The organism is Streptomyces sp. SLBN-8D4 (assembly GCF_049739545.1).
In the GTDB taxonomy this organism is placed as follows: Bacteria; Actinomycetota; Actinomycetes; order Streptomycetales; family Streptomycetaceae; genus Streptomyces; species Streptomyces canus_C.
This window is the reverse complement of record NZ_JBMGQC010000001.1, coordinates 4,056,789-4,068,650: the sequence shown is the minus strand read 5'-3', so window position 1 is coordinate 4,068,650 and position 11,862 is coordinate 4,056,789. Positions and strand designations below refer to the sequence as shown.

Genomic DNA, 11,862 nt, shown 5'->3' with positions numbered 1-11,862 from the left:
AATCGACCATGTGTTCCTTGGGGGGAAGCAATGACTACTTCTGTACGACGTTCCGTGCGCGGTCGGACCATCGGCGCCGGGCTCGCCGCCGTGGCTCTCGCCGCGGGTGCGGTGAGCTGTTCCAAGGGGGGCGACGAGTCGCCCGAGATGACGCCCGCCGCCGCGGTCGCGAAGGCGGCGAAGAACACGGAGGACATCACCTCCTTCCACTACCGGATGAAGGGCGAGATGCCCGAGCAGGGGCGGGTCCAGGCCGAGGCCGCCATGCGGACCAAGCCCGACCTCGCGATGAGCATGAAGATGACCGCGGCCGGTCAGGGCTCCGCGGAGATCCGTCTCGTCGACAAGGCCATGTACATCGGCGGCAACGCCGAGCTGGCCAAGGAGATGGACGGCAAGAAGTGGATGAAGTTCGACCTGTCCTCGCTCGGCAAGGACGGTGGCCTCGGTGCCACCGCGCCCGGCGCCGGCCAGGCCGACCAGAACCCGGCCTCCATGTCGTCCTTCCTCAACGGCGCCAAGAACGTGAAGAAGGTCGGCACCGAGACCGTGGACGGGGTCAAGACGACCCATTACGCGGGCGACGTCACCCTGGCCGAGCTCAAGGCCTCCTTCAAGGACGCCGACAAGTCGGTCCGTGAGCAGCGCGAGAAGAGCACCGAGCAGCTCCAGAAGCTGGGCCTGGACAAGTTCACGATGGACATGTGGGTCGACGGCGAGAACCACGCCAAGCAGTTCCGCATGCGGGGCGACGCCGACAAGGGCAAGTTCGACATGACCTTCACCTTCCTCGACTACAACAAGCCCGTGACCGTCGAGGCGCCGCCCGCGAAGGACACCGCTGACCTGGCCGAGATGATGAAGGAACTCCAGAAGAGCTGAGCGCCGTAGGACCGGATTTGCTTGACAGGGATCCGGTCCCGTACGCTCCTACAGAAGCCAAAGACCGCTGGTCGTTGCCGTGTCCTCGCAAGAGGGGGCGGTGGCCGAAGGATCCGCTGAAAATTGCGGACGACCCGCGCAGGTGACTGTGGATGTGCTCCCGGGAACACGTGCCTTGCGTATGTGATCGCGGTCGAGCTACGCCCCGTGCGCCTGCGCCGGGGCGTTTCGTTTTGTGCAGCCCCTTCTGAGCGGTCCTCATCACCCGGAAGGAGGCCGACGCTCTATGGCAAGGCCCGACAAGGCTGCCGCGGTAGCCGAGCTGACGGAGCAGTTCCGCAGCTCGAACGCCGCCGTGCTGACCGAGTACCGGGGTCTCACCGTGGCGCAGCTCAAGACGCTGCGTCGTTCGCTCGGTGAAGACGCCCAGTACGCCGTGGTGAAGAACACGCTGACCAAGATCGCGGCCAACGAGGCCGGGATCTCGACGCTCGACGACCTGTTCAACGGTCCGACGGCGGTTGCCTTCATCACCGGTGACCCGGTGACGTCGGCGAAGGGTCTTCGTGACTTCGCCAAGGACAACCCGAACCTCGTCATCAAGGGCGGTGTCCTTGACGGCAAGGCGCTGTCCGCCGACGAGATCAAGAAGCTTGCGGACCTCGAGTCCCGCGAGGTTCTGCTCGCCAAGCTGGCGGGTGCCTTCAAGGGCAAGCAGACTCAGGCTGCTCAGGTCTTCCAGGCGCTCCCGTCGAAGCTCGTCCGCACCGTGGACGCGCTCCGTGCCAAGCAGGACGAGCAGGGCGGTGCCGAGTAACTCGGCTCGCATCATGACCGCCGCCTGAGGCAGCCGCCCCGGGAAGCGGTCGTAGCGGGCCGAACGTACGCCCGCCAGACATGTACATCGGCACCAGCCGAATTAGTGGAAGGATCGCCCCTCATGGCGAAGCTCAGCCAGGAAGACCTGCTCGCGCAGTTCGAGGAGATGACCCTCATCGAGCTCTCCGAGTTCGTGAAGGCCTTCGAGGAGAAGTTCGACGTCACCGCCGCCGCGGCCGTCGCCGTTGCCGGCCCCGCCGTCCCCGGCGCCCCGGCCGAGGCCGCTGAGGAGCAGGACGAGTTCGACGTCATCCTCACGGGTGCCGGCGACAAGAAGATCCAGGTCATCAAGGTCGTGCGTGAGCTGACCTCCCTGGGTCTGAAGGAGGCCAAGGACCTCGTGGACGGCGCCCCGAAGCCCGTTCTCGAGAAGGTCGCCAAGGAGGCCGCCGAGAAGGCCGCCGAGTCCCTCAAGGGCGCCGGCGCCTCGGTCGAGGTCAAGTAACACCTCACAGGCCTTTTCGATCGGCCTGTAACGCGCAAGCACCGAAGAGCGATCATCCATCCGGGTGGTCGCTCTTCGGCGTTCCTGGAGGCGCGGTCACGGTTGCCTTGCGGCCTCGTGGGCGAGGGGTATGGTGATCTTCGTCGTGTCTCCCGGAATCTCAGGTTCGGGCAGGGGGGCCTTGACGAACCGCACGCAGCGCGCAATTCTCAGGACGCGTCGCCAGAACGGTCCGAATCCGAGGCATGGATCGGCGACGAAGAGGGCAGTATCAACGTGCGTTGAGGGCACCATGCCGAGGACGTTGAGGGCAGCGAGAGTTTTTGAAGACCGGGCAGAAAAGCAGGGCTGGACATCAGTGCGCCAAGTGGCTACACTGACCCTTTGCGCTGCCTGTTAGCTGTCCCCTGCCCGTCACCAGGGGTCTGCCCTCCCCTCAGCATCGACGACCGGACCATCTCCGAGCTGGCCTTTTGGCCACATCGGAGAGACCTGTGTCTGTGCCGCGGAGAGGGCCCGGGGAGCGCGTAGTGAGTCCGAGCCCTCGGAAGGACCCCCTCTTGGCCGCCTCGCGCACTGCCTCGACCGCGAATACGAACAACGCCGCCAGCACCGCCCCGCTGCGCATCTCTTTTGCAAAGATCAAGGAGCCTCTCGAGGTTCCCAACCTGCTCGCGCTGCAGACCGAGAGCTTTGACTGGCTGCTCGGGAACACCGCCTGGCAGAGTCGGGTCGAGGAGGCTCTTGAGTCCGGTCAGGACGTCCCCACCAAGTCCGGTCTGGAGGAGATCTTCGAGGAGATCTCCCCGATCGAGGACTTCTCCGGGTCGATGTCGCTGACGTTCCGAGACCACCGTTTCGAGCCGCCGAAGAACAGCATCGACGAGTGCAAGGAGCGCGACTTCACGTACGCCGCCCCGCTCTTCGTTACGGCGGAGTTCACCAACAACGAGACCGGCGAGATCAAGTCCCAGACCGTCTTCATGGGCGACTTCCCGCTCATGACCGGCAAGGGCACCTTCGTCATCAACGGCACCGAGCGTGTCGTGGTGTCGCAGCTGGTCCGCTCGCCGGGTGTCTACTTCGACTCCTCCATCGACAAGACGTCCGACAAGGACATCTTCTCGGCCAAGATCATCCCGTCCCGGGGTGCCTGGCTGGAGATGGAGATCGACAAGCGCGACATGGTCGGTGTCCGCATCGACCGCAAGCGCAAGCAGTCCGTCACCGTGCTCCTGAAGGCTCTCGGCTGGACCACCGAGCAGATCCTTGAGGAGTTCGGCGAGTACGAGTCGATGCGCGCCACCCTGGAGAAGGACCACACCCAGGGCCAGGACGACGCGCTGCTCGACATCTACCGCAAGCTGCGTCCGGGCGAGCCCCCCACGCGTGAGGCCGCCCAGACGCTTCTGGAGAACCTCTACTTCAACCCGAAGCGTTACGACCTCGCCAAGGTCGGCCGCTACAAGGTCAACAAGAAGCTGGGTGCGGACGCTCCGCTGGACGCGGGCATCCTGACCGTCGAGGACATCATCTCGACGATCAAGTACCTGGTGAAGCTGCACGCGGGCGAGACCGAGACGGTCGGCGACAGCGGCGGCAGCATCGTCGTCGAGACCGACGACATCGACCACTTCGGCAACCGTCGTCTGCGCAGCGTCGGCGAGCTCATCCAGAACCAGGTCCGCACGGGTCTGGCTCGTATGGAGCGCGTCGTCCGTGAGCGCATGACGACCCAGGACGTCGAGGCGATCACGCCGCAGACCCTGATCAACATCCGGCCGGTCGTCGCCTCCATCAAGGAGTTCTTCGGCACCAGCCAGCTGTCGCAGTTCATGGACCAGAACAACCCGCTGTCGGGTCTCACCCACAAGCGCCGTCTGTCGGCGCTTGGTCCGGGTGGTCTCTCCCGTGAGCGGGCCGGCTTCGAGGTCCGTGACGTGCACCCCTCGCACTACGGCCGCATGTGCCCGATCGAGACGCCCGAAGGCCCGAACATCGGTCTGATCGGTTCGCTCGCCTCCTACGGCCGCGTCAACGCGTTCGGTTTCGTGGAGACGCCGTACCGCAAGGTCACCGGCGGCGTGGTCACCGACGAGGTCGACTACCTGACGGCCGACGAGGAGGACCGCTTCGTCATCGCGCAGGCCAACGCCACGCTCAACGACGACATGCGGTTCGAGGAGTCCCGGGTCCTGGTCCGCCGTCGTGGCGGCGAGGTCGACTACGTCCCCGGTGACGACGTCGACTACATGGACGTCTCGCCGCGCCAGATGGTGTCGGTCGCGACCGCCATGATCCCGTTCCTCGAGCACGACGACGCCAACCGTGCCCTCATGGGCGCGAACATGATGCGCCAGGCCGTGCCGCTCATCAAGAGCGAGGCCCCGCTCGTCGGCACCGGCATGGAGTACCGCTCCGCCGTCGACGCCGGCGACGTGGTCAAGGCCGAGAAGGACGGTGTGGTCCAGGAGGTCTCCGCGGACTACATCACCACCGCCAACGACGACGGCACGTACATCACGTACCGCCTCGCCAAGTTCTCGCGCTCCAACCAGGGCACCTCGGTGAACCAGAAGGTCATCGTCAACGAGGGCGACCGGATCATCACCGGTCAGGTCCTCGCCGACGGTCCGGCCACCGAGAACGGCGAGATGGCGCTGGGCAAGAACCTGCTCGTGGCGTTCATGCCGTGGGAGGGTCACAACTACGAGGACGCGATCATCCTGTCGCAGCGCCTCGTGCAGGACGACGTCCTCTCCTCGATCCACATCGAGGAGCACGAGGTCGACGCCCGTGACACCAAGCTCGGCCCCGAGGAGATCACCCGGGACATCCCGAACGTCTCCGAGGAGGTCCTCGCCGACCTCGACGAGCGCGGCATCATCCGTATCGGTGCCGAGGTCGTCGCCGGTGACATCCTCGTCGGCAAGGTCACGCCCAAGGGTGAGACCGAGCTGACGCCGGAGGAGCGCCTGCTGCGCGCGATCTTCGGTGAGAAGGCCCGTGAGGTCCGTGACACCTCGCTGAAGGTGCCGCACGGCGAGATCGGCAAGGTCATCGGCGTCCGCGTCTTCGACCGTGAAGAGGGCGACGAGCTGCCGCCGGGCGTGAACCAGCTGGTTCGTGTCTACGTGGCGCAGAAGCGCAAGATCACGGACGGTGACAAGCTCGCCGGCCGGCACGGCAACAAGGGTGTCATCTCCAAGATCCTGCCCATCGAGGACATGCCGTTCCTCGAGGACGGGACCCCGGTCGACATCATCCTCAACCCGCTGGGTGTGCCGTCCCGAATGAACCCGGGACAGGTCCTGGAGATCCACCTCGGCTGGCTCGCCAGCCGCGGCTGGGACGTCTCCGGTCTCGGCGAGGACTGGGCGAAGCGCCTGCAGGTCATCGGTGCCGACCAGGTCGACCCGGGCACCAACGTCGCCACCCCCGTCTTCGACGGTGCGCGTGAGGACGAGCTCGCGGGTCTGCTCCAGCACACCATCCCGAACCGCGACGGCGAGCGCATGGTGCAGCCCACCGGTAAGGCGAGGATGTTCGACGGCCGCTCCGGCGAGCCGTTCCCGGAGCCGATCTCGGTCGGCTACATGTACATCCTCAAGCTCCACCACCTGGTCGACGACAAGCTGCACGCCCGCTCGACCGGTCCGTACTCGATGATCACCCAGCAGCCGCTGGGTGGTAAGGCCCAGTTCGGTGGCCAGCGCTTCGGTGAGATGGAGGTGTGGGCGCTGGAGGCATACGGCGCCGCGTACGCCCTCCAGGAGCTGCTGACCATCAAGTCCGACGACGTCACCGGCCGCGTGAAGGTCTACGAGGCCATCGTCAAGGGCGAGAACATCCCCGAGCCCGGCATCCCCGAGTCCTTCAAGGTGCTCATCAAGGAGATGCAGTCCCTGTGCCTCAACGTGGAGGTGCTGTCCTCGGACGGCATGTCCATCGAGATGCGCGACACCGACGAGGACGTCTTCCGCGCGGCGGAAGAGCTCGGCATCGACCTGTCCCGGCGCGAGCCGAGCAGCGTCGAAGAGGTCTGACGGGAGTCCGGCCGGAGGACCTGGTGAGGGACCTCCGGCCGGCCCCTGGACCCCCGTTTCAGACCCCAAGACTTACAACCCTGAGAGGGATTGACGCATAGTGCTCGACGTCAACTTCTTCGATGAGCTCCGGATCGGTCTGGCCACCGCTGACGACATCCGTCAGTGGAGCCACGGCGAGGTCAAGAAGCCCGAGACCATCAACTACCGCACCCTCAAGCCCGAAAAGGACGGACTCTTCTGCGAGAAGATCTTCGGTCCGACCCGGGACTGGGAGTGCTACTGCGGCAAGTACAAGCGTGTCCGGTTCAAGGGCATCATCTGTGAGCGCTGCGGCGTCGAGGTGACTCGCGCCAAGGTGCGCCGTGAGCGGATGGGCCACATCGAACTGGCCGCCCCTGTCACGCACATCTGGTACTTCAAGGGTGTCCCGTCGCGTCTGGGCTACCTGCTCGACCTGGCTCCCAAGGACCTCGAGAAGGTCATCTACTTCGCGGCGTACATGATCACGTACGTCGACGAGGAGCGCCGTACGCGTGACCTGCCCTCCCTGGAGGCGCACGTCTCCGTGGAGCGTCAGCAGGTCGAGAACCGTCGTGACGCCGACCTTGAGGCCCGCGCCAAGAAGCTGGAAAGCGACCTGGCCGAGCTGGAGGCCGAGGGCGCCAAGGCCGACGTGCGCCGCAAGGTGCGCGAGGGTGCCGAGCGTGAGATGAAGCAGCTGCGCGACCGTGCGCAGCGCGAGATCGACCGTCTCGACGAGGTGTGGACCCGCTTCAAGAACCTCAAGGTCCAGGACCTCGAAGGTGACGAGCTGCTCTACCGCGAGCTGCGCGACCGCTTCGGCACGTACTTCGACGGTTCGATGGGTGCCGCGGCGCTGCAGAAGCGCCTGGAGTCCTTCGACCTCGACGAGGAGGCCGAGCGTCTCCGCGAGATCATCCGTACCGGCAAGGGCCAGAAGAAGACCCGTGCGCTGAAGCGGCTGAAGGTCGTGTCTGCCTTCCTGCAGACCTCCAACAGCCCCAAGGGCATGGTCCTCGACTGCGTCCCGGTCATCCCGCCGGACCTTCGCCCGATGGTGCAGCTGGACGGTGGCCGCTTCGCGACCTCCGACCTGAACGACCTGTACCGCCGTGTGATCAACCGCAACAACCGTCTGAAGAGGCTCCTCGACCTCGGCGCGCCCGAGATCATCGTCAACAATGAGAAGCGCATGCTTCAGGAGGCTGTTGACGCCCTCTTCGACAACGGTCGTCGTGGTCGCCCGGTCACCGGTCCCGGTAACCGCCCGCTGAAGTCCCTCAGCGACATGCTGAAGGGCAAGCAGGGTCGATTCCGTCAGAACCTGCTCGGCAAGCGTGTGGACTACTCCGCGCGTTCCGTGATCGTCGTCGGTCCGCAGCTGAAGCTGCACCAGTGCGGTCTGCCGAAGGCGATGGCGCTGGAGCTCTTCAAGCCGTTCGTGATGAAGCGCCTGGTCGACCTGAACCACGCGCAGAACATCAAGAGCGCCAAGCGCATGGTGGAGCGCGGCCGCACGGTCGTGTACGACGTCCTCGAAGAGGTCATCGCCGAGCACCCGGTTCTGCTGAACCGTGCTCCCACCCTGCACCGCCTCGGCATCCAGGCCTTCGAGCCGCAGCTGGTCGAGGGCAAGGCCATCCAGATCCACCCGCTCGTCTGCACCGCGTTCAACGCGGACTTCGACGGTGACCAGATGGCCGTGCACCTTCCGCTGTCCGCGGAGGCGCAGGCCGAGGCCCGCATCCTGATGCTGTCCTCGAACAACATCCTCAAGCCCGCCGACGGCCGTCCGGTGACGATGCCGACCCAGGACATGGTCCTCGGTCTGTTCTTCCTCACCACCGACGGCGAGCTGCGTGACACCAAGGGCGAGGGCCGCGCGTTCGGCTCCACGGCCGAGGCGATCATGGCGTTCGACGCCGGCGAGCTGGCGCTCCAGTCGCAGATCGACATCCGCTTCCCGGTGGGCACCATCCCGCCGCGTGGCTGGACGCCGCCTGCGCAGGAGGAGGGCGAGCCGGAGTGGCAGCAGGGGGACACCTTCCGCCTGCGCACCACCCTGGGCCGCGCGCTCTTCAACGAGCTGCTGCCCGAGGACTACCCGTTCGTCGACTACTCGGTGGGCAAGAAGCAGCTCTCCGAGATCGTCAACGACCTGGCCGAGCGCTACCCCAAGGTCATCGTGGCGGCGACGCTCGACAACCTGAAGGCGGCCGGCTTCTACTGGGCGACCCGTTCCGGTGTCACCGTGGCCATCTCCGACGTCGTCGTTCCCGAGGCGAAGAAGGAGATCGTCAAGGGTTACGAGGCGCAGGACGAGAAGGTCCAGAAGCAGTACGAGCGCGGTCTGATCACCAAGGAAGAGCGCACGCAGGAGCTCATCGCGATCTGGACCAAGGCGACCAACGAGGTCGCCGAGGCGATGAACGCGAACTTCCCCAAGACCAACCCCATCTTCATGATGGTTGACTCGGGTGCCCGAGGAAACATGATGCAGATGCGGCAGATCGCCGGTATGCGTGGTCTGGTGTCGAACGCGAAGAACGAGACCATCCCGCGTCCGATCAAGGCGTCCTTCCGCGAGGGCCTGTCCGTGCTGGAGTACTTCATCTCCACGCACGGTGCCCGTAAGGGTCTGGCGGACACCGCCCTGCGTACCGCCGACTCGGGTTACCTGACCCGTCGTCTGGTGGACGTCTCGCAGGACGTCATCATCCGCGAGGAGGACTGCGGCACCGACCGCGGCCTCAAGCTCCAGATCGCGGAGGTCGGCGCGGACGGCGTGCTGCGCAAGGCGGACGACGTCGAGACCAGCGTGTACGCCCGGGCGCTGGCCGAGGACATCACGGTCGACGGCAAGGTGCTGGCCCCGGCCAACACCGACCTCGGCGACGTCCTCATCGACGAGCTCGTCAAGCACGGTGTCTCCCAGGTCAAGACCCGCTCGGTCCTGACCTGCGAGTCCGCCGTCGGCACCTGCGCCATGTGCTACGGCCGCTCCCTGGCCACCGGCAAGCTGGTCGACATCGGTGAGGCGGTCGGCATCATCGCCGCCCAGTCCATCGGTGAGCCCGGTACCCAGCTGACGATGCGTACCTTCCACACCGGTGGTGTGGCCGGTGACGACATCACCCAGGGTCTGCCGCGTGTCGTCGAGCTCTTCGAGGCCCGTACCCCGAAGGGTGTCGCCCCGATCTCCGAGGCCCAGGGCCGCGTGCGGATCGAGGAGACCGAGAAGACCAAGAAGATCGTCATCACGCCGGACGACGGCAGCGACGAGACGGCGTTCCCGATCTCGAAGCGCGCGCGTCTTCTGGTCAGCGAGGGCGAGCACGTCGAGGTGGGCCAGAAGCTCACCGTGGGTGCCACCAACCCGCACGACGTGCTGCGCATCCTGGGTCAGCGTGCCGTCCAGGTCCACCTGGTCGGCGAGGTCCAGAAGGTCTACAACTCGCAGGGTGTGTCGATCCACGACAAGCACATCGAGATCATCATCCGGCAGATGCTGCGCCGCGTGACGATCATCGAGTCCGGCGACGCCGAGCTGCTGCCCGGCGAGCTGGTCGAGCGCTCGAAGTTCGAGACCGAGAACCGTCGTGTGGTCCAGGAGGGCGGTCACCCGGCCTCCGGTCGTCCGCAGCTGATGGGTATCACCAAGGCCTCGCTGGCGACGGAATCCTGGCTGTCGGCCGCCTCCTTCCAGGAGACGACCCGAGTCCTGACGGACGCGGCGATCAACGCCAAGTCCGACAGCCTCATCGGCCTCAAGGAGAACGTCATCATCGGTAAGCTCATCCCGGCCGGTACGGGTCTGTCCCGCTACCGCAACATCCGGGTCGAGCCGACCGAGGAGGCCAAGGCCGCGATGTACTCGGCCGTCGGCTACGACGACATCGACTACTCGCCGTTCGGCACGGGGTCCGGCCAGGCTGTTCCGCTGGAGGACTACGACTACGGGCCGTACAACCAGTAGTAGGACCTGCGTCTGAACGACTGAAGGGCGCCCACTCCGTCTTCGTACGGGGTGGGCGCCCTTCGGCGTTCGTACCGGGGCTGCCGCGCTACCGCGCTACCGGGCTCAGGAGGCCGTGGAGCGCGTCTGGAGTCCCGCGGGGCTGGGTCCCGGCCCGAGGTCTCCCACCGGCTCTCCGTCGCGACTGAGCCGCCTGGGTGTTTCGGGTGGAAGATGCGGGAACCTGTCCCGGTATCGGAGCGTTGGAGCATCATGGAGGCATTCGACCGCCCAGGGGGTGCTCCTGTGTCGCAACCGTCGTGGCAACCGTGGCAGGGCAAGGACGAGTCGCTGTCAGGGCCGGGCAGGGACGGCCCGGTGGCGGAGTCCTGGTCCGGCGCGCACGCCCCTGTCGCGCGCCCCTGGCCCGGATACGCCGCCCCGCAGCCCGTCGGCTCCGCCATGCTCGCCTCGCACGCCGACCGTGAGCGGGCCGTCGATGTGCTGCGGGCCGGGTACGGGGAGGGGCGGCTGGAGAAGGCGGAGTTCGACAAGCGGGTGGAGCGGGCGTACGGCGCGCGGACCGTGGGGGAGCTGGCGCTGCTCGTCGCCGATCTGCCGCTCGGGCCCGTGCCGCAGCCGGCGCCCGTCGCCGCCGTACCGCGGACGTTTCTGCCGGCCCCCCGGCCGCGGGCGAACGGGAAGGCGGTCGGAGCCGCCGTGTGCGGGCTGCTGTGTGTGCCGACCTTCGGGTTCACCGGGATTCCGGCGGTGATCCTCGGGCACGCGGCGCGGGCGGAGATCGAGCGGACGGGGGAGGGCGGCGACGGGCTCGCGCTGACCGGGCTCGTGTTCGGCTGGCTGTCGATCGCCGCGTGGTCGATCCTGATGACACTGGTGGTCGCGGTGGGGCTCGCCTCCGGGTGAGCGCCCGAAGGCGCCGCTCTCATGTGTGCGCCACGTGAAATCGAAGATCGTCCACGGCGTAGGGGCTTGACATCGACCCCTCCGCGAGGGTGGCGCCGTCCATCTGTTTTGACCGCAGCGAATGAGCTGGGTACGCTCAGACCTTGTGCCTGGGGTGTGCCCTGGCTCCCGTGCGTGCCTTCAACCGCATAGGGGGAGTCGTAAGCGGCCACCGCAATCTGCGCCCTTTTCGCCTCGCGGCGGAAGTCCGCGGCTTCGACACACCCGACCGCGTGGGTCGGCGATGTTCCAGGTTAGCTTCACACTCGGCACACAGAAACCGGAGAAGTAGTGCCTACGATCCAGCAGCTGGTCCGGAAGGGCCGGCAGGACAAGGTCGAGAAGAACAAGACGCCCGCGCTTGAGGGTTCGCCCCAGCGCCGTGGCGTCTGCACGCGCGTGTTCACGACCACCCCGAAGAAGCCGAACTCGGCCCTGCGTAAGGTCGCGCGTGTGCGTCTGACCAGCGGGATCGAGGTCACTGCTTACATTCCGGGTGAGGGACACAACCTGCAGGAGCACTCCATCGTGCTCGTGCGCGGCGGCCGTGTGAAGGACCTGCCCGGTGTTCGTTACAAGATCATCCGCGGTTCGCTTGACACCCAGGGTGTCAAGAACCGCAAGCAGGCCCGCAGCCGCTACGGCGCCAAGAAGGAGAAGTAAGA

At 66.4% G+C, this 11,862-nt stretch carries 7 protein-coding genes; all 7 read left to right on the top strand.

Going from position 1 to position 11,862, the window contains the following annotated elements; genetic code table 11:
- Positions 1-30: 30 nt before the first annotated feature.
- Positions 31-882, top strand: coding sequence for a DUF1396 domain-containing protein (locus RKD20_RS18135; RefSeq protein ID WP_424878624.1), 852 nt, complete (start codon positions 31-33; stop codon positions 880-882).
- A 286-nt stretch (positions 883-1,168) separates the two neighbouring features.
- Complete coding sequence (gene rplJ / locus RKD20_RS18130; protein WP_007384048.1) at positions 1,169-1,699, top strand: 50S ribosomal protein L10; 531 nt, start codon at positions 1,169-1,171, stop codon at positions 1,697-1,699.
- A gap of 123 nt (positions 1,700-1,822) precedes the next feature.
- On the top strand, positions 1,823-2,206 hold the full coding sequence (rplL, locus tag RKD20_RS18125) for a 50S ribosomal protein L7/L12 (RefSeq protein WP_060887961.1): 384 nt from the start codon (positions 1,823-1,825) through the stop codon (positions 2,204-2,206).
- A 560-nt stretch (positions 2,207-2,766) separates the two neighbouring features.
- The gene (rpoB, locus tag RKD20_RS18120; RefSeq protein ID WP_424878623.1) at positions 2,767-6,252 is read left to right on the top strand and encodes a DNA-directed RNA polymerase subunit beta; all 3,486 of its coding nucleotides are present in this window, start codon (positions 2,767-2,769) and stop codon (positions 6,250-6,252) included.
- Between the two features lie 100 nt (positions 6,253-6,352).
- Entirely contained in the window at positions 6,353-10,252 is a 3,900-nt protein-coding gene (locus RKD20_RS18115; RefSeq protein WP_020118524.1) for a DNA-directed RNA polymerase subunit beta', read from the top strand.
- A 285-nt stretch (positions 10,253-10,537) separates the two neighbouring features.
- Complete coding sequence (locus RKD20_RS18110) at positions 10,538-11,158, top strand: DUF1707 and DUF4190 domain-containing protein (RefSeq protein WP_424878622.1); 621 nt, start codon at positions 10,538-10,540, stop codon at positions 11,156-11,158.
- 330 nt (positions 11,159-11,488) lie between these two features.
- Positions 11,489-11,860 carry a 30S ribosomal protein S12 gene (rpsL, locus tag RKD20_RS18105; RefSeq protein WP_003948652.1) on the top strand — a complete coding sequence of 124 codons (372 nt, stop codon included), beginning with the start codon at positions 11,489-11,491 and terminating at the stop codon, positions 11,858-11,860.
- Positions 11,861-11,862 lie beyond the last annotated feature (2 nt).

Bases quoted from the DNA above. Each gene is read 5' to 3' on its own strand.
- RKD20_RS18135 (WP_424878624.1), top strand. From the start codon at position 31: ATGACTACTTCTGTACGACGTTCCGTGCGCGGTCGGACCATCGGCGCC.
- rplJ (WP_007384048.1), top strand. From the start codon at position 1,169: ATGGCAAGGCCCGACAAGGCTGCCGCGGTAGCCGAGCTGACGGAGCAG.
- rplL (WP_060887961.1), top strand. From the start codon at position 1,823: ATGGCGAAGCTCAGCCAGGAAGACCTGCTCGCGCAGTTCGAGGAGATG.